This window comes from Gilvibacter sp., assembly GCF_965601605.1.
Taxonomy (GTDB): domain Bacteria; phylum Bacteroidota; class Bacteroidia; order Flavobacteriales; family Flavobacteriaceae; genus Gilvibacter.
Window position 1 is genome coordinate 13456 of the sequence record NZ_CBFCWJ010000038.1, and the last position, 24028, is coordinate 37483.

Annotated in this window: 23 protein-coding genes and 1 tRNA gene; 5 read left to right on the forward strand and 19 right to left on the reverse strand. The window is 44.7% G+C overall.

Annotated elements, in window-relative coordinates; genetic code table 11:
* Window positions 1-17 precede the first annotated feature (17 nt).
* Window positions 18-332 (forward strand): heavy-metal-associated domain-containing protein, encoded by a 315-nt coding sequence (locus ACSLP7_RS10820; protein ID WP_435579313.1) that lies wholly within the window; start codon window positions 18-20, stop codon window positions 330-332.
* Between the two features lie 567 nt (window positions 333-899).
* Here ACSLP7_RS10820 and ACSLP7_RS10825 read toward each other — a convergent pair.
* The 15 genes from ACSLP7_RS10825 to mraZ all read right to left on the reverse strand — a co-directional run bounded on the left by ACSLP7_RS10825 (window position 900) and on the right by mraZ (window position 16986).
* Window positions 900-973 (reverse strand) — tRNA-Arg (locus ACSLP7_RS10825).
* A 97-nt stretch (window positions 974-1070) separates the two neighbouring features.
* Entirely contained in the window at window positions 1071-1520 is a 450-nt protein-coding gene (locus tag ACSLP7_RS10830) for a GatB/YqeY domain-containing protein (RefSeq protein ID WP_435579314.1), read from the reverse strand.
* 100 nt (window positions 1521-1620) lie between these two features.
* Window positions 1621-3594, reverse strand: a complete 1974-nt coding sequence (gene ftsZ, locus ACSLP7_RS10835) for a cell division protein FtsZ (RefSeq protein ID WP_435579315.1) — start codon at window positions 3592-3594, stop codon at window positions 1621-1623.
* Between the two features lie 24 nt (window positions 3595-3618).
* Complete coding sequence (gene ftsA / locus ACSLP7_RS10840; protein ID WP_435579316.1) at window positions 3619-4944, reverse strand: cell division protein FtsA; 1326 nt, start codon at window positions 4942-4944, stop codon at window positions 3619-3621.
* 3 nt (window positions 4945-4947) lie between these two features.
* A complete protein-coding gene (locus ACSLP7_RS10845) occupies window positions 4948-5511 on the reverse strand; it encodes a cell division protein FtsQ/DivIB (RefSeq protein WP_435579317.1) in 564 nt (187 codons plus the stop codon).
* 145 nt (window positions 5512-5656) lie between these two features.
* The gene (gene murC / locus ACSLP7_RS10850; RefSeq protein ID WP_435579318.1) at window positions 5657-7009 is read right to left on the reverse strand and encodes a UDP-N-acetylmuramate--L-alanine ligase; all 1353 of its coding nucleotides are present in this window, start codon (window positions 7007-7009) and stop codon (window positions 5657-5659) included.
* A complete protein-coding gene (murG, locus tag ACSLP7_RS10855) occupies window positions 7006-8106 on the reverse strand; it encodes an undecaprenyldiphospho-muramoylpentapeptide beta-N-acetylglucosaminyltransferase (protein WP_435579319.1) in 1101 nt (366 codons plus the stop codon). Before murG ends, murC begins: the two co-directional genes overlap by 4 nt.
* On the reverse strand, window positions 8093-9295 hold the full coding sequence (locus ACSLP7_RS10860) for an FtsW/RodA/SpoVE family cell cycle protein (protein WP_435579320.1): 1203 nt from the start codon (window positions 9293-9295) through the stop codon (window positions 8093-8095). Before ACSLP7_RS10860 ends, murG begins: the two co-directional genes overlap by 14 nt.
* A gap of 3 nt (window positions 9296-9298) precedes the next feature.
* Window positions 9299-10630 carry a UDP-N-acetylmuramoyl-L-alanine--D-glutamate ligase gene (gene murD, locus ACSLP7_RS10865; RefSeq protein ID WP_435579321.1) on the reverse strand — a complete coding sequence of 444 codons (1332 nt, stop codon included), beginning with the start codon at window positions 10628-10630 and terminating at the stop codon, window positions 9299-9301.
* A complete protein-coding gene (gene mraY, locus ACSLP7_RS10870; RefSeq protein WP_435579322.1) occupies window positions 10630-11850 on the reverse strand; it encodes a phospho-N-acetylmuramoyl-pentapeptide-transferase in 1221 nt (406 codons plus the stop codon). The genes murD and mraY overlap by 1 nt, the downstream gene beginning before the upstream one ends.
* Window positions 11851-11862: 12 nt before the next feature.
* Window positions 11863-13317: a UDP-N-acetylmuramoyl-L-alanyl-D-glutamate--2,6-diaminopimelate ligase gene (locus tag ACSLP7_RS10875; RefSeq protein ID WP_435579323.1), complete on the reverse strand. Its 1455-nt coding sequence runs from the start codon at window positions 13315-13317 to the stop codon at window positions 11863-11865.
* On the reverse strand, window positions 13314-15317 hold the full coding sequence (locus ACSLP7_RS10880) for a penicillin-binding protein (protein WP_435579324.1): 2004 nt from the start codon (window positions 15315-15317) through the stop codon (window positions 13314-13316). Before ACSLP7_RS10880 ends, ACSLP7_RS10875 begins: the two co-directional genes overlap by 4 nt.
* Window positions 15307-15627, reverse strand: a complete 321-nt coding sequence (locus ACSLP7_RS10885; RefSeq protein ID WP_435579325.1) for an FtsL-like putative cell division protein — start codon at window positions 15625-15627, stop codon at window positions 15307-15309. Before ACSLP7_RS10885 ends, ACSLP7_RS10880 begins: the two co-directional genes overlap by 11 nt.
* A 2-nt stretch (window positions 15628-15629) precedes the next feature.
* A complete protein-coding gene (gene rsmH, locus ACSLP7_RS10890) occupies window positions 15630-16526 on the reverse strand; it encodes a 16S rRNA (cytosine(1402)-N(4))-methyltransferase RsmH (RefSeq protein WP_435579326.1) in 897 nt (298 codons plus the stop codon).
* Window positions 16513-16986: a division/cell wall cluster transcriptional repressor MraZ gene (gene mraZ, locus ACSLP7_RS10895; protein ID WP_291187976.1), complete on the reverse strand. Its 474-nt coding sequence runs from the start codon at window positions 16984-16986 to the stop codon at window positions 16513-16515. Before mraZ ends, rsmH begins: the two co-directional genes overlap by 14 nt.
* Window positions 16987-17266: 280 nt before the next feature.
* On the opposite strand from mraZ, the gene ACSLP7_RS10900 reads away from it, so the two are divergent.
* On the forward strand, window positions 17267-18031 hold the full coding sequence (locus ACSLP7_RS10900) for an alpha/beta fold hydrolase (protein ID WP_435579327.1): 765 nt from the start codon (window positions 17267-17269) through the stop codon (window positions 18029-18031).
* 9 nt (window positions 18032-18040) lie between these two features.
* Window positions 18041-18655 (forward strand): ribosome biogenesis GTP-binding protein YihA/YsxC, encoded by a 615-nt coding sequence (gene yihA, locus ACSLP7_RS10905; RefSeq protein WP_435579328.1) that lies wholly within the window; start codon window positions 18041-18043, stop codon window positions 18653-18655.
* Here yihA and ACSLP7_RS10910 read toward each other — a convergent pair.
* From ACSLP7_RS10910 to gldB, 3 genes are read right to left on the reverse strand one after another with little or no spacing between them, the layout of a single operon-like run.
* Window positions 18646-19026 carry a GTPase gene (locus tag ACSLP7_RS10910; protein WP_435579329.1) on the reverse strand — a complete coding sequence of 127 codons (381 nt, stop codon included), beginning with the start codon at window positions 19024-19026 and terminating at the stop codon, window positions 18646-18648. The genes yihA and ACSLP7_RS10910 overlap by 10 nt on opposite strands.
* A 5-nt stretch (window positions 19027-19031) precedes the next feature.
* A complete protein-coding gene (gene gldC, locus ACSLP7_RS10915; RefSeq protein WP_435579330.1) occupies window positions 19032-19364 on the reverse strand; it encodes a gliding motility protein GldC in 333 nt (110 codons plus the stop codon).
* Window positions 19364-20329: a gliding motility lipoprotein GldB gene (gene gldB / locus ACSLP7_RS10920; RefSeq protein ID WP_435579331.1), complete on the reverse strand. Its 966-nt coding sequence runs from the start codon at window positions 20327-20329 to the stop codon at window positions 19364-19366. Before gldB ends, gldC begins: the two co-directional genes overlap by 1 nt.
* Before the next feature lie 112 nt (window positions 20330-20441).
* Between gldB and nadE the strand changes: the two genes are divergently transcribed.
* Complete coding sequence (nadE, locus tag ACSLP7_RS10925; protein WP_435579332.1) at window positions 20442-21230, forward strand: NAD(+) synthase; 789 nt, start codon at window positions 20442-20444, stop codon at window positions 21228-21230.
* Between the two features lie 143 nt (window positions 21231-21373).
* Window positions 21374-22006 (forward strand): response regulator, encoded by a 633-nt coding sequence (locus ACSLP7_RS10930; RefSeq protein WP_087523289.1) that lies wholly within the window; start codon window positions 21374-21376, stop codon window positions 22004-22006.
* Between the two features lie 3 nt (window positions 22007-22009).
* Here the strand turns inward: ACSLP7_RS10930 and dnaG are convergent, their stop codons facing one another.
* The gene (gene dnaG / locus ACSLP7_RS10935; RefSeq protein ID WP_435579333.1) at window positions 22010-23971 is read right to left on the reverse strand and encodes a DNA primase; all 1962 of its coding nucleotides are present in this window, start codon (window positions 23969-23971) and stop codon (window positions 22010-22012) included.
* Window positions 23972-24028: the final 57 nt, after the last annotated feature.

Genomic DNA, 24028 nt, shown 5'->3' on the forward strand with positions numbered 1-24028 from the left:
AATAAAACCCCAAGGTTATGAAAACAGTCTTTAAAGTTCAGAATTTGCGATGCCACGGCTGCGCCAAAACTATCAGTAATCGCCTAAAACGCATTCACGGGGTTTTGGGTGTACAAGTAACTCCCGAGGCAGATGAGATCAGTATTACTCACAACAACAATTCCACGCTCAATGCTGCTATTTACAAGTTGAGCAAAATGGGCTATCCCTTAGAGACTGCAACCAACTCTTTTGGTAAGAAAGCAAATGCACTGGTGAGCTGCGCCAAAGGCAGATCTTCTGGACTTGTGGATATGCTGTATCATGTGCAGAAGCAGAAGCAGGGGGTTTAATCTGGGTGGTTTTTGGGCGCCTGCTGCTTCGCAGCACCACGCTCTTCACTAAATCTTTTTGTGAGCCAAAAAGTATGCCGTTGCGATCGCTGGCGCAGAGTTGCTAAAATGCTCCGCGACAAATGAGGATTACTCGCTTCGCGAATATCCCCCAACGCTCCGTGACAAATAAGGATTGTTCGCTTCGCAAACATCCTTCAACGCTCCGCGTTGAGAATCAAAAAAACATATTTTTCGCTTCGTCCAAAAAAAGAAGCGAGCTAATAAAGGATTCTTTGCTTCGCAAAGTTCCTTACAACGCTCCGCGACTAATGAGGATTGTTCGCTTCGCGAACATCCTTCAACGCTCCGCGTTGAGAATCAAAAAAACATATTTTTCGCTTCGTCCAAAAAAAGAAGCGAGCTAATAAAGGATTCTTTGCTTCGCAAAGTTCCTTACAACGCTCCGCGACTAATGAGGATTGTTCGCTTCGCGAACATCCTTCAACACTCCGTGTTGAAAGTGCAAAAAGCCGCAAAAAAGAAAAAGCAAGCTATTCTTTTTTGCTTGCTTTTTCCACTTATTCGTGACCGCGGAAGGATTCGAACCCTCAACCCTCAGAGCCGAAATCTGATATTCTATCCAGTTGAACTACGCGGCCGGTATGCTAATTCGGGCGAGTAGGTCAACTGAAATCGCCCAAAGGGCAGTTGAACTACGCGGCCTAAAACTCCTGTGTGAACAGGCGCCTAATATCTTTACGCCAACTTGGCTTTTACGAGTTTGGCAATGGTGCTTCCGTCGGCTTTACCGGCGAGTTTGCCGTTAGCCATGCCCATTACTTTCCCCATGTCCTTCATACTAGAAGCACCAGTTTGCACAATGATCTCTTCCACTACTTTGGCGATCTCTTCTTCAGACATTTGCTCTGGAAGGAACTGAGCTATAATTTCTGCCTGCGCCAATTCAGGAGCAGCTAGATCATCTCTTCCTTGCTCGGTGAAGATCGCAGCGCTATCCTTGCGCTGTTTTACCAGCTTTTGAAGCAATTTAAGCTCTTCTGCTTCACTCAATTCTTGCTTCGCTCCAGACTCGGTCTGAGCCAATAAAATGGCAGATTTTACCGCGCGAAGCGATTCCAAAGCTTGGCTGTCTTTGGCTTTCATTGCAGTCTTCATGGCCTCCATGACCTCAGTTGATAAACTCATTGTTTACAGGCTTTAAAATAGAGTGCGAAGATAAAAAATAAACCCGAAAACGGCGAACCGCTTTCGGGCTTACGGGAAATGTAACACTAAACAAAAAATCTTAGTCGACGTTGTCGTGCAAGAAGGAATTGTTGTTTCTCAACGAGACATCGTCGTCATCTAAATTGACCGTAGTGCGGGAAATATCAGACTCTGAAGTATCCGCATCTTCCAATTCTATACCCATGCGCTTATAGGCAGGTTGCTTTTCAATATCGTCGATCTTAGAAGCGCTGTTTCTAAACTTGTAGTTGAACTCTTTTAGCTTGCGCTTGCGCTCCTCAGTTCTGTCTTTTAAGATCTTAGAGATCGGGCTGTTCATTGGATCGCCTTCTTCCTCCTCCTCTATTTCTGTTTGAGGCGCAGTTTCAACAACCTTCTTTTCCATCACCAACTCTTCATCCAAAACCTCTGGTTCTGCCTTAGCCGCTGTCAAAGCAGTCTCCATTTCTTGGTAATCATCCAAGCTGTAACGCTTCACTCCTTCTTGAGTAAATTCAGTTACCGGAACCACTTCAATAGCCTCATTGACTTCAATTTCTTCAATGGGCTTTCTCAGCACAGGCTCTTCAGATAATTCTGCTGCTGGTTGAGCAACTTCTTCCTCAGGAGTCTCAGACAACGGCAGATCGAACATTAACATTTGCTCTTGCTCTTCTACCACGTCTTCCTCTACCTCTGGCTTAACTACTTCTGTCTCGGCTTCTACAATCTCAAAATCGTGAACTTCCATGGCGTTAATCACCACTTGCTCAAACTCGGCAATATGGTGGATATCCACCTCGTCATAAACCACCGGAATCTCCTTTAGTAGGGCGGTAGTTTCAATATATCCTTCAAAAGGCAACTCTGGAGTTTCCTCTTCTTCAAATAAGGTGTGTTTGATGATCGGCTCCGGAGCTGGCTCTTTTACAACCTCAGGCTCTGTAATAAGCGGACCACTCACTGTGGTATCCGTGCGATCTTCAAGTACTTGCTGTGCTACTTGATCTTCTTCTAAAGTATGGACAATACGCTTGGTTTCTGTATTGACGATCTCGTTCTGCTGTTCAGCATTAAAGCCTGTAGCAATCACGGTGATCGCAATAGCACCGTCCAAACTTTGATCCTCTCCCACACCCATAATGATGTTGGCAGAATGCCCTGCCTCTGTTTGGATGTAGTCACTGATCTCACCAATCTCATCAATAGTGATCTCTTCCTGACCGGAAACGATCAGCAATAACACGTTCTTAGCACCGGTGATCTTATTATCATTGAGCAATGGAGAATCCAAGGCTTTGGTAATCGCTTCATGCGCACGATTAGCACCTGCAGCCTGAGCGCTTCCCATAATGGCAGTTCCGCTATCGGCCAAAACAGTCTTCGCATCGCGCAAGTCAATGTTTTGGGTATAGTGGTGGGTAATTACTTCGGCAATACCACGAGCAGCTGTGGCTAATACCTCATCGGCCTTAGAGAATCCGGCCTTAAACCCGAGGTTCCCATAAACCTCGCGCAATTTATTGTTATTGATTACGATCAAAGAGTCCACGTTTCTGCGCAGATTCTCAACCCCAATTTGGGCTTGATCATTTCTCATTTTTCCTTCAAACTGGAACGGAATAGTCACAATACCTACAGTAAGGATATCCATTTCCTTGGCCATTTTGGCAATAATCGGGGCTGCACCAGTTCCGGTACCGCCGCCCATTCCTGCTGTGATAAAGACCATCTTAGTGTGGGTTGAAAGCATGGCCTGAATGTCTTGCATACTTTCCATGGCGCTTTGCTCCCCGATGATCGGGTTTGCTCCAGCACCGAGTCCTTCCGTCAAGGTCACACCGAGTTGGATCTTAATAGGGACAGGGCTATTCTCCAGCGCCTGACTGTCCGTATTACAGATCACAAAGTCAACTCCTTTGATCCCTTGTTGGAACATGTGATTGATGGCGTTACTTCCACCACCACCAACACCGATCACCTTGATGACGTTCGATTGATTCTTGGGTAAATCAAACGCGATGTTGTCGAATTCGTTATTACTACTGCTCATAGTTCGTTTTTTGTGAGATTTCTGCTATTCAGCGTTGTCTAAAAAGTCTTTGAACTTCTCAGCCCATTTATCAAAAAAGCGCTTGCGCTCTTTGGGCATTTGATCGTTCTGGGGTTCTTCAATATGTTCAGGGGCTTCCTCTGTCTCTTCTGATGCTACTTCAACAGAAGCCTGCCCTTCATTTCTACTTTGCGTTTCTAGGCTGTTGAGTACCAATCCAACGGCGGTAGCGTATAACGGACTTGTGGTCTCGCTATCGCTGTCCCCAGCCAAATGTTCATTCGGATACCCAATACGCGTATCCATGCCGGTAATGTATTCCACCAATTGCTTAAGGTGCTTGAGTTGCGATCCTCCACCAGTGAGTACAATACCCGCGATCAATTTTTTCTTTTGCTCTTCGTGGCCGTAATTCTTGATCTCCAGATACACTTGCTCAATGATCTCTACCACTCTTGCGTGAATGATCTTTGAGAGGTTTTTCAAGGTGATCTCTTTGGGCTCACGACCGCGTAGACCAGGAATGGAAACAATCTCGTTGTCCTTGTTTTCTCCCGGCCAAGCCGATCCAAAACGGATCTTCAACAGCTCCGCTTGTTTCTCAATGATAGAACAGCCTTCTTTGATATCTTCTGTGATCACGTTACCTCCAAAAGGAATAACTGCGGTATGACGAATGATGCCATCCTTGAAAATGGCAAGATCTGTAGTACCACCACCTATGTCAATCAAAGCAACTCCAGCTTCTTTCTCCTCCATGCTCAAAACAGCATTGGCAGAAGCTAATGGCTCCAAGGTGATTCCACCCAAAGCTAAGCCTGCGCTCTTTACACAACGACCAATATTTCTTATGGAAGAAACCTGTCCAACCACTACATGGAAGTTGGCCTCCAAACGTCCACCATACATCCCAATAGGTTCTTTGATCTCTGCCTGCCCGTCCACTTTGAAGTCTTGCGGCAGAACGTGAATGATCTCCTCCCCAGGAAGCATGACCAATTTGTGCACTTGGTTGCACAGAGTGTCAATATCGTCTTCACCGATCACCTCGTCACTGTTGGGACGGGTGATATAATCGCTGTGTTGTAAGCTGCGGATGTGTTGCCCTGCAATCCCCACAACAACATCGGCGATCTTCATTCCCGATGAGCTTTCTGCCTCTTGAACGGCCTGTTGAATGGATTGGATGGTTTGCGTGATATTATTCACCACCCCACGATGCACCCCAAGGCTTTTGGATTTCCCAATACCGAGAATTTCCATTTTGCCGTACTCATTGGTTCGCCCGATCATGGCCACGATTTTCGTGGTTCCAATGTCTAGTCCTACTGCAATAGTTTGCTGTTCCATAAACTACTTTTTTGTGGCTACCACCTGGTGATCCATCATCAGGTTGACCAGTTGGTAATTACCGAGAGTTCCATCTTTGACTGTTTTCTGATAGAACGCTTTAAAATTTTGAAACTTCCGTTTGATATTTACTGGCTCTCCCAGTAAAATCTTAAAATCATAGGTTCGCACACGCATGATCAGGGTCGAATCTCGCTGCTGCTCCACAGCCACGATATGCTGCACCATAAACGGATCCGCTAAGATCTCCTTCAACACATGAGTTACAGGTGCTAGATTGTCCTCGGAAACACCGCTCACCAAAGGCACTCGTAAGGAATGAACTCGGGATAGGGGCATTTTGTTACCTTCATCGTCGATGTAATAAGACGGATTGGACGCCACTCGGGCGATAGGCCTTCTTTGTGTTACGCGTGCTCCAAGTACACCATCCAAAGAGAGAAAAACATCAGCATTTCGGATCATAGGATGGCTGTTTAAACGACCTTCTAATGCATTCAAATCTATTATATCTTTATCTACAGCGGCTAGGCTGTCTGCTTTTTGTATTAACAATTTATTAACCATAGCTTCAGTTATCAAAGCAGTACTACGGTCTCGAAAACTAACGTCAACAGCACTCAAATTTCTAGCGGAATTCCTTTGGTTAGAAAACGCGTAAACCACTGCTATCAAAAGGATAACAAAGATCATTCGTCCTATGTTCCACAATTTAGTTCGCATGCAAATGACGACTTATGTTTTTAACTTCAACTCCAATATCTCCAGCTCCGAGGATCAAGATCACTTCACAAGCACTTTTTTCAATCAGTTCCGGGAGGTCAATTTTGCTAACCAAGCGCTTTTTTGGATGATCAATCGCATCTAAAAGTGCTTGAGAATTCACCCCTTCTATTGGCAATTCTCTAGCCGGATAAATATCCAGCAAAAGCAGCTCATCGAACTGCCCCAAACTCTGCGCAAAACCAGCTAAAAAATCTCGGGTTCTGCTGTAGAGATGCGGTTGAAATACTACTAACTTTTTTTGCTGCGGATAGAACTCGCTTACTGCCTGATACACCGCATTGATCTCTGTGGGATGATGCGCATAGTCATCAATTACCACCCGATTGTCATCCCGATAGGCAAAGGAGAATCTGCGCCTTACACCCTTGAACTCAAATAACGCTTTGGGCAGGCAATCGGTTGGGGTACCTATTGAAATTGCCATACCCAAAGCGGTAATCGCATTGAGCAAATTGTGGTGCCCCGGCAATGAAAATCGGAGCGCCTGTAATTCACCACGAGGCGTTTTTAAGTCGAAGGTATAAGCCCCGTCCTCAACGCGGATATTTTTGGCCTCATAGTCGGCCCCGTCCTCTATGCCCACAGTAGTGCCAGAGAGCGGAAGCCCTTTAGGGTGTAAAACTAATTTGGAGTCCGGCACTAAGGCCGCAAACTCCTTAAAGGTCTTTTCTAATTCTTCTGCAGAGCCGTAGATGTCTAAATGGTCTGCATCCATGGCGGTAACACAAGCTACTGTTGGACTCAGCTGCAAAAAGGACCGATCAAATTCATCAGCTTCTACCACGGTGATCTGCTCTCCTTTGGAGATATAGTTGGAATCGTAATTCTCAGCAATTCCACCTAAAAAGGCAGTTACTGGCATATCGCAACTGGCCAACAAATGCCCTAAAATGGCAGAGGTGGTTGTCTTGCCATGCGTTCCCGCAACGGCTAAGGATTTACTGTCTCTAGTGATCATACCCAATACCACAGCACGTTTGTGGATTTGATGCACTCCAGTACTAAAAAATTGAAGTTGGTCGTGCTGTTGGGGAATGGCAGGCGTATAGACCACTAGCGTGTCGGTTTGTTCAAAACCTTCTGGAATGGCATCAAGTTGGTCGCTGGATGTGATTTTTATTCCGAGTTCCGCCAAGGAATCGGTTAGTGTTGTTCTGGTTTTATCATAGCCGGCCACAGCAAATCCACGCGCCTTAAAATAACGCGCTAAGGCGCTCATTCCAATTCCACCGATACCGATGAAATAAACGCGTGCTATATCTTTAAAAACTCCGCTCACAGTTGCTTTTCAATTAGGAGTTTGGCTACCTCTGCAACTATGGCATCCGTTGCATGAGGCTTGGCTAATTTTTTAATATTCTCACCCAAACGACGCTGTTTATCCGCATCGGCGAGCAAGTCTTTAAAGGCATCGGCAAAATGCAGATCCGCTTCTGATTCTCTCAAAAAGACACAGGCGTCTTCTGCAGCAATGGAAGCTGCATTTTTATTCTGATGATCTTCAGCTACGTTCGGTGATGGAATGAAGATCACCGGCTTACCCACCAAGCAGAGTTCCGAAACCGATAGGGCTCCAGCTCTAGAAACGATCATATCCGCAGCAGCATAAGCCATATCCATGGCATAAATAAAATCTTTGACAATGACGCGTGCACTGTTGTTGGTTTTGAATTCTTCGTAGTACAGGCTTCCACACTGCCAGATCACCTGGACCTCTTCTGCCTTGAAAAGTGGTAGATGCGCATGGATCAAATTGTTGATCTTCCGCGCTCCAAGGCTTCCTCCCAACACCAACAAAACTGGTTTATCAGCTTCAAGACCAAAGTGCTTCAAGGCAGTTGCCTTATCCACTTTGAGATCGATCAGATCTTGACGTACCGGGTTCCCTGTGAAGACAATTTTTTCCTTGGGAAACTGGTTTTCCATTCCTGCGTATGCTACACAAATGGTCTTGGCCTTAGAGGCGATCCATTTGTTGGTAATTCCCGCATGTGCATTCTGTTCTTGGATCAGACAGGACACACCTTTATTGCTAGCCACACGCAAGAGCGGTGCGCTGGCATAACCTCCGGTCCCAATGGCTACATCGGGTTTAAAATCCTTGATGATTTTGGCCGATTTTCTCAAACTGGCGAGCAACTTGAAGGGGAATTTTAAATTCTTCAAAGAGACCTTGCGCTGCAATCCTTGAATAGACAAGCCTACGATTTTATAACCAGCCTTTGGCACTTTTTGCATTTCCATCCGATCCTTAGCACCTACAAAAAGAAACTCCGCATTCGGGTATTTTTCTTTGAGCGCATTGGCAATGGCAATGGCCGGATAGATATGTCCTCCGGTTCCTCCTCCTGATATGATGAACTTAAATGGCTTCACTTAGAATATCTAAAGGGTTATCGGTTTCTTCGGATTCGTCAGAGTACTTGCGAATCTCCTCGCGCTTGGCACTTACACTTAAGATCATTCCCAAGGCCAAGCAGGTCATCCAAATGGAAGTTCCTCCACTACTGATCAGCGGTAAGGTTTGTCCTGTTACTGGAAAAAGTTCAACGGCAACGGCCATATTGGTCAGGGCTTGAAAGACTATGGGTAGTCCAACGCCGATGACTAATAGCTTTCCAAAAACAGAATCGGCTTTATGAGCAACCACTACCAACCTAAAGAGCAGCAGCATATACAGCAACATGATAGACAAGCCACCTACAAGCCCCCATTCTTCTACAATTACGGCATAGATAAAATCCGAAGAAGATTGCGGCAAGAAATTCTTTTGAACCCCGTGTCCGGCACCAACGCCAAACAGACCTCCGGTAGCGATGCCCATTTTTGATTTTTCAATCTGATAGTCGGCTTCTTTATCTGGAGTATCGTCTAAAAAGTTATCAATACGGCTGATCCAAGTATCCACACGGTTTGGGAACATGTCCGGAAACGCTTTGGCAGACATAATAAACAGGCTTAAAAACAAGGCGCCCGCTATGAGAATAATGCCGAGATACTGTAATGGGTATCCTCCTAAGAATACCAGGAGTACCACCATAGCAAAAATGATAGCCGTAGTAGAAAAGTTAGCTGGTAAGATCAGCAGCAACACAATAAATACGGGTAACCAAAGCGGCACTATGGAAGCCTTAAAACTGATCTTTTCATCTTTGATCTTAGATAAATATCGCGCCACATAGGTAAGCAGAACCACCGCTGCCAAGGTGGAGGTTTGAAAGGTCACACCCACAAAAGGAATACGGATCCAGCGGCTGGCATTGGCTCCTTCAATGGTTGTACCCTCAGCCAGGGTAATGATCAATAGCAAAAAGACCACCGGAAGCGCAATAATAGACAAGCCTCTGAAATAGCGATAGGGTATTCTGTGCACCCCATAAAGGATAGCAAAACCAAGCATGAGGTGTGCAAAGTGTTTCACCAAATATTTAAAGGTGTTCCCATCCCCGTACAAATAGGCCAAATTACTACTGGCACTGTAAACAGGAAGGAACGAAAACAAAGCCAAAAGTGCGGCAACCGCCCAAATAGCTCTATCTCCTTTTATGTTGGTGAAAAATTTCATGGATTATAATTTGCGAACAGCTTCTTTAAACTGACGTCCGCGATCTTCATAATTTTTAAATAGGTCAAAACTGGCACAAGCCGGCGAGAGCAATACCGTATCTCCACGTTCAGCAATGTGATAAGCGACATTGACAGCATCATTCATGCTGGTGGTTTCTACTAATAGATCCACTACATTTCCGAAGCTTTCAATAAGCTTGGTGTTATCAACACCTAAGCAGATCACCGCCTTCACTTTTTCGTTGATAAGCGGAAGCAACTCTGTGTAATCGTTGCCTTTATCTACACCTCCAACAATCCACACTGTTGGTGTTTCCATGCTCTCCAAAGCGTAGTAGGTTGCATTAACGTTTGTGGCTTTTGAATCGTTAATGTACTGTACATTATTGATCTTCAAAACCGATTCCAAGCGATGCTCCACCCCTTGAAAGTGTTCCAAAGAATTCCGAATGGTCTCTTTGCGAATGTCCAATAAGGTCGCTACAGTGGCAGCGGCCATGGCATTCTTTAAATTGTGTTGTCCTTGTAATCCTAATGAGGCTATTGGCATCTTAATTTGGTTATTTGCTATTGTAATTACTATGTTATCTTCTTCTATATATGCGCCTTGATCCACTGGCTTTTCCAATGAAAAAGGCAATTTTTGAGCTCGAATGGTGTGGTCTTGCATACCTGCAGCTATGTTGGGATCGTCTCCGTCATAGATCAAATAATCAGCAGCTGTTTGATTCTCACTGATCTTGAATTTCGCATCGCGATAAGCCTCAAAGCTGTATCCATAGCGATCCAAATGATCTGGGGTGATGTTAGTGATCACAGCGATGTGCGGTTTAAATTCCACAATATCATCCAACTGAAAACTGCTCACCTCCAATACATAATGACTGGCTGGCGCTTCTAACAACAAGCCTGCAAAACTGTTCCCAATGTTCCCACCCATAGCGGCGTTCAAACCACCGTCTTTGAGCAAAAAATGCGTCAAGGCTGTTGTAGTGGTCTTCCCATTACTACCTGTGATGGCAACAAGAGGTTTATCGGTATAGCGCGCCGCAAATTCAATCTCTGAGATCACTGCTATTTGATGTTTTCTCAATAGTTGAATCGGAGGAGCTTGCTCAGGAATTCCCGGGCTTTTTACTACTAGATCTGCTTGGGTCAGTTTGGCCTCACTATGGCCGCCCATCTCCCATTCGATTTCATGATTTTTAAGAACGTTTTGGGTCGTGGGGTCTATTTGTCCAAAATCAGACACAAAAACCGTCCAACCCTTTGCTTTTCCAAGCAAGGCAGCACCTAGGCCGCTTTCACCGGCTCCCAGCACTACCAAATTCATTAACGGATCTTTAAAGTGACTATCGCTAGAATTGCCAGGAATATCCCAACAATCCAAAAGCGCGTTACTATTTTACTTTCATGCATTCCCTTAACCTGATAATGATGGTGTAAAGGAGACATTCTAAAGATCCTTCGGCCTTCACCGAACTTCTTCTTGGTATACTTAAACCAACTCACCTGCATAATCACTGAAAGATTTTCTATCAAGAAGATTCCACAGAGAATTGGTATTAACCATTCTTTTCTAATGGTGATGGCAATCACCGCTATGATTCCACCAATGGTCAAACTGCCCGTATCGCCCATAAAGACTTGAGCGGGATAAGCGTTATACCATAGGAATCCTATCAGTGCTCCAACAAAGGCACTGATGAACACCGCGATCTCTCCCGTTCTTGGGATGTACATGATGTCCAGATAATCAGAGAAAATGATGTTGCCAGAAACCCAAGCAAATATGCCCAGGGTAAGCACAATTATGGCCGATGTCCCTGCCGCCAGACCATCTACACCATCGGTGAGATTGGCTCCGTTAGATACCGCAGTAATGATTAAGATCACGATCGGAATAAAGAGTAACCAGGTATACTTTGCGTAATCATCTCCCATCCATGTAAGCAGATCGGAGTATTCAAATTCGTTATTGGGGACAAATGGAATGGTGGTCTTGGTGGATTTAATCTCTTCTCCTACGGATCTAACTAGCGTAGTTTGATTCTCGGTTTCCAGCTCAATTTTTTCCTTGATGGTCACCCCGTCGTGGAAATACAGTGTACAGCCAACGGCCACACCTAAAACTACTTGCCCGAAGACCTTAAACTTCCCAGGAAGCCCACCCTTGTCCTTCTTAAAGGTTTTGATGTAATCGTCTAAGAAACCAATCATTCCCATCCATAAAGTGGTGATGATCAGCAGGATCACATAGATATTTTCTAAACGCGTAAAGAGAAGTACTGGCACTAGCGTAGCCAAAATGATGATGATCCCACCCATGGTTGGGGTTCCTGCCTTTTCACTTTGCCCAGCCAATCCGAGATCTCTCACCGTTTCTCCGATTTGCTTTCTGCGGAGGAAATTGATGATACGCTTTCCAAAGACCGTAGCGATGATCAAGGACGTGATCACAGACATGGCCGATCTAAAGGAGAGGTACTGAAACAAACCAGCCCCCGGAAGGTTGTATGTGTTTTCTAAATATTCGAACAAATAATACAGCATAAAACTCCGGACTTAGATGGTTAGTAGTTGATGGATGATCTGATAATCGTCAAAGTCAAAGCGCTCGCCTTTGATCTCTTGGTAAGCCTCATGCCCTTTTCCAGCAATGAGGATGATATCGTTGGAATTGGCCATTTTACAGGCCGTTTTTATCGCTTGTTTTCTGTCTGTAATGGAAAGGGTTCGCTTAAAATGTTGCGGCTCCACTCCTTCTTCCATCGCCTCAATAATGACATCCGGATCTTCACTTCTCGGATTGTCACTCGTAAAGATGGCCGTAGTACTCATGGCCGCAGCGATCATGCCCATTTTAGGACGTTTATCAGGATCGCGATCGCCTCCACAACCCACAACCGTAATGAGCTGCTCATTACCGGTTCTAATGGCATTGATGGTCTCTAAAACATTCTTCAATGCGTCTGGAGTGTGCGCGTAGTCCACAATTGCGGTAACTTGTTCTGGATTGGTGAAATACTGGAATCGACCTGAAACACTTTCCAATTCGCTCAAGAATTGCAGGTTCTCCATAGCATCCATCCCTAACAAATCTGCAGTGGCATGAATAGCCAACAAATTGTAGGCATTAAACTCTCCGATAAGCTTCACCCAGATCTCTGAATTGTTGATTTTAAGCAGCATCCCACTGAATTGATGCTCCAGAAGTTGCGCTTTGTAATCAGCAATGGATTTTAGCGCATAGGTATATTTTTTAGCCTTGGTGTTCTGCAACATATAGCGACCGTTCTTGTCGTCTAAGTTGGTCAAGGCAAAGGCATCCTTAGGCAGCTGGTCAAAAAAGGCTTTCTTCACATCACGATACTCCTTAAAACTATTGTGATAGTCCAGGTGATCGTGAGTGAGGTTTGTGAAGATTCCGCCTTTAAATTGTAGTCCTTCTGTACGCTTCTGATGGATTCCGTGACTGGAAACTTCCATAAAGCAATAATCAACTCCGGCGTCAACCATTTGTCGCAAATAGCCGTTTATCGCCAATGGATCTGGCGTAGTATGCGTGGCTGGGAATTCTTGCTGGCCAACCTTAACTACCACAGTTGATAAAAGTCCAACGGTATAACCCGCCTTGTGGTAAAGATCATAGAGTAAGCTTGCAATGGTTGTTTTACCATTGGTTCCAGTAACGCCAACCAATTGTAATTCCTGAGAAGGATCTTGATAATAATTCGCTGCAATTTGCGCCAAAGCTGCATTGGCATCAGCCACAACGGCATAAGTTATTCCGTTGACAATTTCCGCAGGCATCTCTTCACAAACAATGGCAATGGCCCCAGCATGAGCAGCCTTGGTGATATAATCGTGACCATCTACTTGTGTTCCACGGATGGCAACAAAGACATCATTCAAGCCAATTTTGCGCGAGTCAAAGGCAACGGTATTTACGGCGACATCGGTTCCCCCGACAACCGAATCGAGTGAAACCTTATAAAGTAAATCCTTCAGTTTGATCACGATAATGTCAGGGTTATTTTTTGTCCGTCTCTTAGAGCTGTTCCGCTACTGACCGATTGTTGGATCACATTTCCATTCCCGATCAGCACCACTTCCAGCCCCATGTTTTCCAAAAGGGCCACTGCGTCCATACCAGCCATACCTTTTACGTTAGGCATTTGACTGCCGGCCTTTTGCGCCATGGCATAATACTTTTCAAAATCTCCCATGACCTGTTGGCTGGGCTCATTGAGTTCATTGACCTCATCCATCACTGGCACATCGGTATAGATCTTCTGCGCGATACGTTTAAATACTGGCCCTGAAACATCAGCTCCGTAGTACCCTTTTTTGGTACTCGGTTTGTGGATGATCACAATACAGGAATACTTAGGCTGATCTGCAGGGAAGTAGCCTGCAAAGGAAGAGATATAGCGCTTGTCATCTTCCCAATCAGACATCCAGTATTCGGTCTGAGCTGTACCGGTCTTTCCAGCCATGGAGAAATACTCGCTGTAAAGTCCGTCTCCAGTACCGCGTTTAACCACATTCTCAAGAACCGCCTGCACCTTAGCAATGGTAGATTTGGAGCAAATGGCAGGATTTAGGACTTCCGGTTCAAAGGTTTCTATGGCACGATTCCAGGTACGTACTTCTGAGATAAAGTGAGGCTTTACCATGACACCACCATTAGCGATGGCGTTATAAAATGTGAGTGTTTGCAGTGGAGTTAGCGTTAAGCCATAACCATAAGCCATAGACGGCAAGGCATTTTTACTCCATTTAGGTTTCCCAGGTTTTGGCATGTCTGGAACGCCTTCACCAAGAATACTGATCCCAATAGGTTTATCCAGATTCCATCCTTCTAAATAACGCAAGAAACGCTCTGGATCATCTTTGTAATTCTCATCAATAATGCGCGCCAATCCAATATTCGAAGAGACTTCTAAGGCACGTGCAGCAGAGATAGTTCCGTATCCTCCTGTTTTGGAATCGCGGATGCGTCTTCCGTAAAAAGTATATACACCGCGACCGGTTTCAACCACAGTAGAGGTATCGATAACTTGATCTTCTAAAGCCGCAGCAAAGGCCATCACTTTAAAAGTTGATCCAGGCTCGTGCGCCTCTCCAATAGCATAATTGTAGGATTCAGCGTAAGTCCCTTTGGAAGTTCTACCCAGATTTGAAACTGCCTTGATAGCTCCGGTTTCTACATCCATAACAATCACACATCCGTGCTCAGCCTCATAATATTCCAATTGCTTCAGCAGGGCGTGGTGCGCAATGTCTTGAATGTTCACATTGATGGTAGTCACCACATCAAATCCGTCCTGCGGCTCAATTTCATTGTCATCGCTGAGTGGCTTCCATTGGCCCTTGGCGATCTTTTGTTTCATGCGGCGTCCTTCTTTCCCGCGGAGGTAAGATCCGTAAGCACCTTCAAGGCCGATACGCGTGATGAAACCGTTTTCGTCGGTACGTTCATAACCGATGGTTCTGCTCCCGATCTGCCCCAAGGGATGTTCACGTCGTGTATCTTGATCTACAATGATCCCTCCTTTAAAAGGGCCCTTTTCAAACATGGGAAAGCCTTTGATCTTCACGTAGTCGGAATAGCCCAGGTTACGAGCAATGAGCAAATAGCGATTTTTATTAGCCCGTGCTTTTCTCAAGCGCTGCTGATAGTAATTTGGAGTTTTACCCAACATTTTAGCCAACTCCTTAGAAAGTGGCACTATGTTTTCTTCAAAGACCGTATTGGAAACGGTCACGGCATCAAATCGGATCTCATACTTTGGAACCGAAGTAGCCAATAGACTGCCGTCATCCGCATAAACATTTCCGCGATTGGCAGAGATCACAAAATTCTTCAAAGTGTTCTCCTGAGCCAACTCTCTATACTGATCCCCTTCTACAAATTGGATCTTAATGAGCTGTACCGTGATCAGCAAGGCGAATACGAACAAAGCCCCGGCAACGAAGTACAATCTGCTGAGTATGTTCTTTTCTTTAACGGCCATCGCTGCTGATTTGAATTTTTGTCGGTGGTGTTTCTGACGGAGCTAATCCGCGCGATTTCAAATTCGCCAATACACGAGATTCCATACGTGCCTGCGCCAATTTCATACGCACATCCACATATTCACTTTTGAGTTCTTTGACCTCATCATTAAGCTGCGCGATTCGGTGTACTTTTTTGTCCGCACTGTGCGAGCTCGCGATCATGATCAAGGCGAGAAACGACAAGAAAATGATGAACTTCCAATTCTTTAGCGCGTCTTCACTCACCAAAAATTTACCCCTAAGTATGTGATAGATATTATCCTTCATCCTTAAAGTTTTTCGGCGATTCTGAGCTTGGCAGACCGCGCTCTGTTATTGAGTTCAATTTCTTCTGCGGAGGGTACGATGAACTTACCTACAGGCTTGAAGGGCACCTCAGCGCGCCCAAAGACATCTTTCTCTGGCTCGCCCTCAAACATTCCATTGCGCATAAAACGCTTCACCAAACGATCCTCCAAGGAGTGATAAGAGATCACTGAAAGACGACCTCCTGGCTTTAACACCTCTTGGGTCTGCATCAGGAATTCTTCCAAGGCAGTTAACTCATCGTTTACCGCTATACGCAAAGCCTGAAAGACCTGCGCCATAATTTTGTGTTCCTTATTGCGAGGAATGAATCGCTTCAGAGTTTCTTTGAGCGTTTGGGTATCGGCTATCTCCCCTTGTTCTCTGCGTGCAACGATCAATCGAGCCATGCCTGCTGCAGGACGCAGCTCGCCATACTTTCTGAGTATTTGGGTGAGTTCAGCTTCAGAAGCACCATTGACCAAATCCTTAGCGGAAAGGCCAGCCTTTTGATTCATACGCATATCCAACTCCGCATTGAAACGGGTTGAGAATCCGCGCTCGGCTTGATCAAACTGATGAGAAGAAACTCCAAAATCTCCCAAGATGCCATCAACTTGCTTATGCCCGTGAAAACGCAAGAAGCGTTTGAGGTATCTAAAATTTTCAGGAATTAGGGTAAAACGAGGATCATCTATGATGTTGGCTTGAGCATCGGGATCTTGATCAAAAGCTAGCAAACGGCCATTTTCATCCAAGCGGCTGAGAATCTCCCGCGAGTGGCCACCGCCTCCAAAAGTTACATCGACATAAATTCCCGCCGGCTTGATATCAAGTCCTGCTACAGTTTCTTCCAGTAAAACGGGTTTATGATATTCCATCAACATCATGCGCTGTATCGCCCATTACCTCTTCGGCCAGATCGGCAAAGTCATTCGCTGCATCCGCAATCGCGGTTTCATACTTGGCTTTGTCCCAGATCTCAACTATTGTGATGGCCGAAGCAATTACAATTTCTTTTGACAGACCCGCAAATTGCATCAGGTCTTTAGGGATCAACAATCTTCCGGTGCTGTCCAGCTCTACCGTTCGAACACCTGCGGTAAATCGACGAATGAAATCATTGTTCTTTCTATTGAACCGATTGAGCCCACTCATCTTATCCATCAAGGCATTCCACTCGCTCATCGGATATAACTCCAAACAAGGCTGAAACACAGCACGCTTGATCACAAAGCCATCGGCCAGTGAAGGAGACAGTTGCTTCTTCAAACCAGCAGGGACCATTACGCGACCTTTCACGTCTGCCTTACAATCGTATGTTCCTATGAGATTGAGCACGAGATTTCCCGGAAAAATTTGTTTAGTTGGTCAAATATATCAATATTTTACCACAATTTACCACATTTTACCACATTGTTGATAAGTTTTACCACCCCAGTGTAGAAACCCGCATAAACCTTTGATTTTTAATATTTTGAACGCAGAACTTTGGCTGTTTATTGTGAGATACTCAAGGGCTTTGAAGCCCTTGTAATTAGTTGTATTTTAGACCGACCAAGCCTCCGATGTATTCCCTGAATATTACCTATATTTGCGACAGTCAACTAGCAGCAACCGAATGGCTCACGAATTAAAAAAAGAAGGCAAATTCAGCTACCTTGAGAAAGGAGAAGGGACCCCGGTAATTATCCTTCACGGATTGATGGGAGGGCTTTCTAACTTTGAGGCAGTTACTGAATACTTCCCCGATTTTGGATACAAAATCCTGATTCCGGAATTGCCTATTTATACCATGCCCTTGCTAAAAACCAATGTCAAGACATTGGCGGTTTATGTCTCTGATTTCATTGATCATATTGGAGATGAGCAGGTTATTCTTTTAGGAAATTCACTCGGAGGCCACATCGGGCTGTTGTGCACAAAACTCTATCCAGAGAAAATCAAAGGATTGGTCATTACCGGTAGTTCTGGATTGTATGAAAGCGCTATGGGAGAAAGCTATCCAAAGCGTGGCGATTACGAATACATCAAGCAAAAAGCGGAGAATGTATTTTACGATCCAAAGGTTGCTACTAAAGAGATCGTTGACGAGGTCTACGCTACGGTAAATGACCGCAATAAGTTGATCCGTACTTTGGCTATTGCCAAGAGCGCCATCAGACACAATATGGCAAAGGATCTTCCCAATATGCCTAATCCAACCTGTATTATCTGGGGAAAGAATGACAACGTTACACCACCAAATGTAGCCGAGGAATTCCACGAGCTCCTGCCAGATTCGAACCTTTATTGGATCGATAAATGCGGACACGCTGCCATGATGGAGCATCCGGATCGATTCAACGAACTACTGCATACCTGGCTCAAAGAGCGTCAGATATAAGCCCATTCCATGGATATTAAATCCGCATCTTTTGTAATGAGCAACAGCGATGTTGCCAAATGTCCGAAAAGTAATTTGCCGGAATACGCCTTTATTGGCCGATCTAACGTTGGGAAGTCATCATTGATCAATATGTTGACCAACAGAAAGAGCTTGGCAAAAACATCCGGGAGACCTGGGAAAACACAGCTGATCAATCACTTTCTCATCAATGAGAATTGGCATTTGGTAGATTTGCCTGGCTACGGTTATGCACGCGTATCTAAGTCAGACAAAAAAACCTTTCAGAAGTTTATAACGCAGTACTTTGAACGCCGCAAACAATTGGTTATGGGTTTTGTGTTAGTGGATTGCCGTCACGATCCACAGCCTATTGATCTGGAATTCATGCAATGGCTGGGCGAGAATAACTTGCCTTTTGGAATCATTTTCACCAAAGCGGACAAGCTCAAACCCAATGCGCTTAAACGCAATGTAGACCTTTACCTGGAACGCCTGTTGCAAACCTGGGAGAGCCTACCTCCCTACTTCATCACCTCGAGCTCTAAACGCCTAGGAGCGGAAGAGTTATTGGATTATATCGATACCATAAACAAAGAGATTGCTGAGGAATCTCAGCTATAAAGCGTCCACTTTTCTTTGACCACTGCAATGAGTGCATCAACCTCGTTGAGAGCTTTAAGTTCATCAGCAGCGATCATCAATTCCAAACCGTGCTCAGATTCTAAAATTACCGCTGGGAAATCGTATTTGGGAAGCCATTTGGAACGGAAGGTCTTTTCAAATTCATCCCGATGGTGAAAATGCATGGGAATATCCGCGGATTCGCGAAAAGCTTTCCAGGCTTTATTTTCTTGAAAAGCATCATGGGTAAGTGCGCAAAGGTCGCAATCGTAGGTTTCTGGCGATAACCATTTGCGCAAGCTGTCCTTGACTGCATTGAGGGTACCAGAATCGGCATTATAAACAAAGTGCAAGGCGCGCTCTGACTGCATAAGACCTATTTAATGCCAGTTTTATCAGCAAAATAATCCACAAAGTCCAGCATGGTATCGGCCATTTTATCATCATTGGTGGCGCGCTTGTAGGTGCCTGCCATGCCTTGCAAGGTTTGGTAAAAGAAAACCTTCATTTCCTCAACAGGCATGTCTTTGGTCCAAAGATCAATGCGCAAAGCTTCTTTCCCTTTAGGATCCCAAACGGAGATCAAAGCCGCCTTAGATTCTTGATCGGTCACACCGCCATCTGCAGCACTCCAATGAATTTTCTCAGGGACTCTGTTCTCGTCTAATTCAACTTTAAAAGAGATTTCTGAAGTGTGATTGTTCGCCATTACTTTTTGGGTTTGTATTTGGACTGCTGATACAATTGATCCGCAGGTGTTGTTAATATTTCTGCTAAAGAACTGTCGGTATTTTCCGCGAAGGCTTTCACCATTTGTAAGCCCATATAGCGACCTATACGGCCTGGAGATTCATTGTCGATCTCTAAATAGAATTTAGAAAAAGGTGCTGGATTTATAAACTGGTTCAACAGTTTAGGATTGGTATCATAGAGTACTTCTCGCTCAACAAAGTAACGCCAGATGTCCATTTCATTCTCTGTAGCCCACTGGTATTGAGCCTCTGAATAACCCATTAGGGTTGCCTCAGATTCTAGCGGCATCAACAGAGTTTGTAAATAAAGTAACTTCCCGTGATAGAGCATCTGCCCTAAAAAACTGCGGTTCCTGGCTGGTGGAACATAAGCGCGGCTGGCCAGATTCGCAACGTCTGCCACAATCTGCTCCGACTTCATATTTGCTGATATATATAAAGGAATCCCTTCATAAAAAGGATGATCTGCCCCTAAATAATTGTCTAGGCCAATGCTCATTTGATCTCCAGCCCACAGTACAGGATCCTTATAATCAACTTCTGAAATAACAGTAAATATTGTAGGCGCTTGAAAATCTGGGAAGTAATACTTTATATGTTTAAAAAGCAGATTGAGCTCTTCTTCCTGCTGAGTGAAATCAGGAAATGCTGCTTGAACCTCTTGAGCCAAAGCCTGTAATAAGGTGTCGCGTTTTTTAGCTACCCAAAAACTGTCTGGGTATTGCTGCGGAAACAAACGCGGATACTTAGTCTTTAATTTGGGAATCTCAGATTCCTGAGCACGATCAAATTCCAGATCAAAGCGAACAAACTCTGCTTGCAGGGCAATGTCCAATACTTCAGGCTTTACCTCAGGCGAATCGGCACAGGAAAAAAGCAGGCCGAAAACCAAGGCAAGACCCCAATAAAAACTCGATTTCATTATAGATTTCTGGATATTCATAATCGTATAACGCGAAGGCAAAAAATAAATTTTAAAATCCGTAATTTTGCTAGGCAAAGGTACGTTAAATCAAGCTAAAAGAAGGCCAAAAATGCAAGTAGATAAAGTAACAGAACACATCGTTTCATGGCTTAAGTCCTATATTGAAAATGCAGGCCTTGACGGCTTTGTGGTAGGCGTGAGCGGTGGCATTGATTCTGGAGTTACCTCTACCCTATGTGCCATGACGGGCTATCCAACCCTTTGTTTGGAAATGCCGATTCACCAAGCTGCGTCTCAAGTGTCCCGAGCAGAAGAGCATATTGCCCAACTTAAAGAGCGTTTCCCAAAAGTCTCTTCACACCGCGTGGATCTCACTCCAGTTTTTGAAGGCTTCAAAGACCAAACACCTCCTGTAAAAGACGATAGTCTATTGGATCTGTCTTTAGCAAATACACGTGCGCGCTTGCGGATGACTACACTCTATTACTTCGCCGGACTTCACCGTTATTTGGTGGCCGGTACTGGAAATAAAGTAGAGGATTTTGGTGTTGGATTCTATACTAAATACGGTGACGGCGGTGTAGATCTCAGCCCAATTGCCGATCTGATGAAAAGTGAGGTTTACGCTGTTGGAGCTCATATTGGAGTTCCTGCGGCGATCATGAATGCAGCTCCAACCGATGGTTTGTTTGGAGATAGTAGAACCGATGAGGATCAAATTGGCGCCTCCTATGACGAATTAGAATGGGCCATGGCCATGCAAGATCAGGGTAAAAAACCCGAACATTTTGAGGGTCGTGAGCAAGAAGTCTACAAGATCTACTTACGGTTAAACCGTATCAATCAGCACAAAATGCAGCCCATCCCAGTCTGCGAAATCCCGCATGAATTGCGTTAATCCGTGCTTTATCGAAAATTTAGGACGTTAAACGAAATTTAATTCCACCCCTCCGGCTTTTTCCTATTTTTGAAATTGTAGTATTTCTACTACACATATTTAAACCGTGAATTTGATGTTCACGGCAACATAACCTCACAATTATGACCAAAGTATTAATAGCGGATCATCACCCCGTAGTACGCAAGGGAATTGAATGTCTGCTCCAAGGACACGAAACGATTGAAATCGTAGATAAAGTCCACAACGGAACAGAGCTTTATAAAGCATTGCGTGAAGAAAAACCGGATGTACTTGTAATGGAAATTGATATTCCTCAAGTGAACGGGATCACGGCGCTAAGAACTATCAAGGCAGAATTCCCAGACGTGCGTGTGTTGATCTACTCCACCAATCCAGAGGAGATCTACGCCCTGCGTTCCATCAAATCCGGAGCGGCAGGTTACGTACCAAAAACCGCATCAACTAAAGTATTTGTAGACGCCCTTGAGCTTGTAGCCAAAGGCGGAATTTTCTTGAACGAAGAATTGACATCAACTTTCACATCCCGAAATGTAGGCGAATCCAGTGCGATCAGCCGTTACAAGAAGCTTTCTTCACGAGAGATCGAAGTGCTCAATTTATTGTCTAGTGGTAAGCGAAACAAAGACATCGCTAACGCCCTTGACATTAACGAAAAAACCGTGAGTACATACAAAACAAGATTACTTAAGAAACTTAAAGTAGACAACTTGGCGGATCTGATCCACCAGTCTCGTATGTTTCAATTCAGATAAGCTTTAGAGCACGCGACCGAGCTTGTTACTCAAAACCTTTTTAAGCCCCTGGTAATCAATTATGGTTTCTAGGGGTTCTTTTCTTGCAGCATCGTCAGCATCTTTGACGATATTGGCCAACTCTTCTATCTTTTGTGAGATCAGCAAGCGACGCAAATTCAATATGGTTTGACTCACATACTGCCCGATGGAATAGGTCTTATCTTTGACATAGATTTCCTTGGATTCCCAATTTCCTAACTGATAGCGTTCGTCATCCATTAAAATACTCGTAGCCATAGATGCGGGCCCCGGCTCTAAGGTGTGAATCAGCGAATCGATCTTTTCTCCTCCTTGATTGAGATGCTGGATCAAAGCATAATATAAGGCTCTAAAGTCTGGATTAGCCAACTCGACCTCATCGTCCTGCAAATCCAAATACACCTTTTCAAAAACTTTGGCAGTATGAAATTCAGGTTTGTGTTGCATTTCGCCTTGATCGTCCATTTCTATGACCAAATCCTCAAACTCAGCCTCTAGGTTTCCGTAAAGTAACAGGATCTCTAATATTTTACGCTCGTATTCGTAGAGCGGATCTACCTTTTGCGTAGGAAGCTCCTGATTGGCAATCACCTCAAAAGGCGGCTGCTCCGGTTTTCGAGCTGCCTTTTTCTGCTCTTTTTGCTCTTTACTGAGCAGTTGTGCCAGCGCATTGAAAAGCACTTCCTCGCTCATCTCCATGATTCGAGAGCACTCTTGTAAATAAACTTCGCGTTGGATCACATCTGGGATCTTTGCGATACTTTGGACCATTTCGCGAATGGTCGCGGCTTTCTTTACAGGATCATTGGCAGATTCCTGAGCGAGCAATGAAGCTTTGAAATTGATGAAGTCCTGACTTTCTCCCTCCAAAAATTTGATCACCTGATCTTGCCTATGCCCTTTTGCAAAACTGTCCGGATCCTCGCCTTCTGGGAAGGTGCAAACTCGCACGTTCATACCTTGCTCAAGAATAAGATCTATCCCTCGCAGAGAAGCTCTCAATCCGGCTGCATCACCATCAAAGAGAACCGTGATGTTTGGTGTCAATCTACGAATCAAGCGTATTTGATCCGGAGTCAAGGCCGTACCTGATGAAGCCACCACATTGGTCACTCCGGTTTGATGCATTTGAATCACATCTGTGTACCCCTCAACGAGATAACAGCGATCTTCTTTGGCTATGGTTTGTTTGGCCTGATAAAGACCGTAAAGGATCTTACTTTTCTGATAGATCTCGCTCTCTGGAGAATTCACATACTTGGCCGCCTTTTTATCGTTGGTCAAAATACGACCACCAAATCCCAAGACGCGACCACTCATACTGTGGATCGGGAACATCACCCGACCCTTAAAACGATCGAACTGCTTGTCTTCTCGGACAATGGTCAGTCCTGTTTTGTCCAGATAGTCGAGTTTATAACCCTTTCCTAAGGCCTCTGAAGTAAAGGCATCCCAACTGTTGGGATTGTAGCCGAGTGCAAAATCTTTAATGGTTTGGTCTGTAAAGCCACGCTCTTTGAAATAGGTCAACCCAATGGCTTTGCCCTCTTCACTGTGCAATAAGGTTTTATGAAAATAGTCCTTGGCAAACTCACTAACCAAATACAAACTCTCTCGTTCACTGGCCAGTTGTTTTTGCTCATCGGTTTGCTGGGTTTCTTCTACCTCTATGCCGTATTTCTTGGCGAGGTACTTAATCGCCTCCGGATACGAAAAATGCTCGTGTTCCATCAAAAAGGCCACGACATTTCCACCCTTACCACTGGAAAAGTCTTTCCAGATCTGCTTTACCGGAGATACCATAAAACTCGGAGTGCGCTCCTCAGTGAACGGACTCAAGCCTTTAAAATTCGAACCTGATTTTTTGAGTTGCACAAAGTCACCGATCACCTCTTCCAGGCGAGCGGTTTCATATACTTTGTCTATGGTGCTTTTGGAGATCAATACTCAGGTCTAAGAGGATAAAAATAGCAAAATAGCCCCTATTTACACTAAAAAAGG

What these genes read in the sequence shown, in the direction of transcription:
- gldC (WP_435579330.1), bottom strand. Translation starts at nt 19,364, where the DNA reads ATGGCGAACAATCACACTTCAGAAATCTCTTTTAAAGTTGAATTAGAC.
- ACSLP7_RS10910 (WP_435579329.1), bottom strand. Translation starts at nt 19,026, where the DNA reads ATGCAGTCAGAGCGCGCCTTGCACTTTGTTTATAATGCCGATTCTGGT.
- ACSLP7_RS10900 (WP_435579327.1), top strand. Translation starts at nt 17,267, where the DNA reads ATGGCTCACGAATTAAAAAAAGAAGGCAAATTCAGCTACCTTGAGAAA.
- mraY (WP_435579322.1), bottom strand. Translation starts at nt 11,850, where the DNA reads ATGCTGTATTATTTGTTCGAATATTTAGAAAACACATACAACCTTCCG.
- ftsA (WP_435579316.1), bottom strand. Translation starts at nt 4,944, where the DNA reads ATGGAACAGCAAACTATTGCAGTAGGACTAGACATTGGAACCACGAAA.
- gldB (WP_435579331.1), bottom strand. Translation starts at nt 20,329, where the DNA reads ATGAAATCGAGTTTTTATTGGGGTCTTGCCTTGGTTTTCGGCCTGCTT.
- nadE (WP_435579332.1), top strand. Translation starts at nt 20,442, where the DNA reads ATGCAAGTAGATAAAGTAACAGAACACATCGTTTCATGGCTTAAGTCC.
- yihA (WP_435579328.1), top strand. Translation starts at nt 18,041, where the DNA reads ATGGATATTAAATCCGCATCTTTTGTAATGAGCAACAGCGATGTTGCC.
- ACSLP7_RS10930 (WP_087523289.1), top strand. Translation starts at nt 21,374, where the DNA reads ATGACCAAAGTATTAATAGCGGATCATCACCCCGTAGTACGCAAGGGA.
- ftsZ (WP_435579315.1), bottom strand. Translation starts at nt 3,594, where the DNA reads ATGAGCAGTAGTAATAACGAATTCGACAACATCGCGTTTGATTTACCC.
- ACSLP7_RS10845 (WP_435579317.1), bottom strand. Translation starts at nt 5,511, where the DNA reads ATGGTTAATAAATTGTTAATACAAAAAGCAGACAGCCTAGCCGCTGTA.
- ACSLP7_RS10820 (WP_435579313.1), top strand. Translation starts at nt 18, where the DNA reads ATGAAAACAGTCTTTAAAGTTCAGAATTTGCGATGCCACGGCTGCGCC.
- ACSLP7_RS10860 (WP_435579320.1), bottom strand. Translation starts at nt 9,295, where the DNA reads ATGAAATTTTTCACCAACATAAAAGGAGATAGAGCTATTTGGGCGGTT.
- rsmH (WP_435579326.1), bottom strand. Translation starts at nt 16,526, where the DNA reads ATGGAATATCATAAACCCGTTTTACTGGAAGAAACTGTAGCAGGACTT.
- murD (WP_435579321.1), bottom strand. Translation starts at nt 10,630, where the DNA reads ATGAATTTGGTAGTGCTGGGAGCCGGTGAAAGCGGCCTAGGTGCTGCC.
- ACSLP7_RS10830 (WP_435579314.1), bottom strand. Translation starts at nt 1,520, where the DNA reads ATGAGTTTATCAACTGAGGTCATGGAGGCCATGAAGACTGCAATGAAA.
- ACSLP7_RS10880 (WP_435579324.1), bottom strand. Translation starts at nt 15,317, where the DNA reads ATGGCCGTTAAAGAAAAGAACATACTCAGCAGATTGTACTTCGTTGCC.
- ACSLP7_RS10885 (WP_435579325.1), bottom strand. Translation starts at nt 15,627, where the DNA reads ATGAAGGATAATATCTATCACATACTTAGGGGTAAATTTTTGGTGAGT.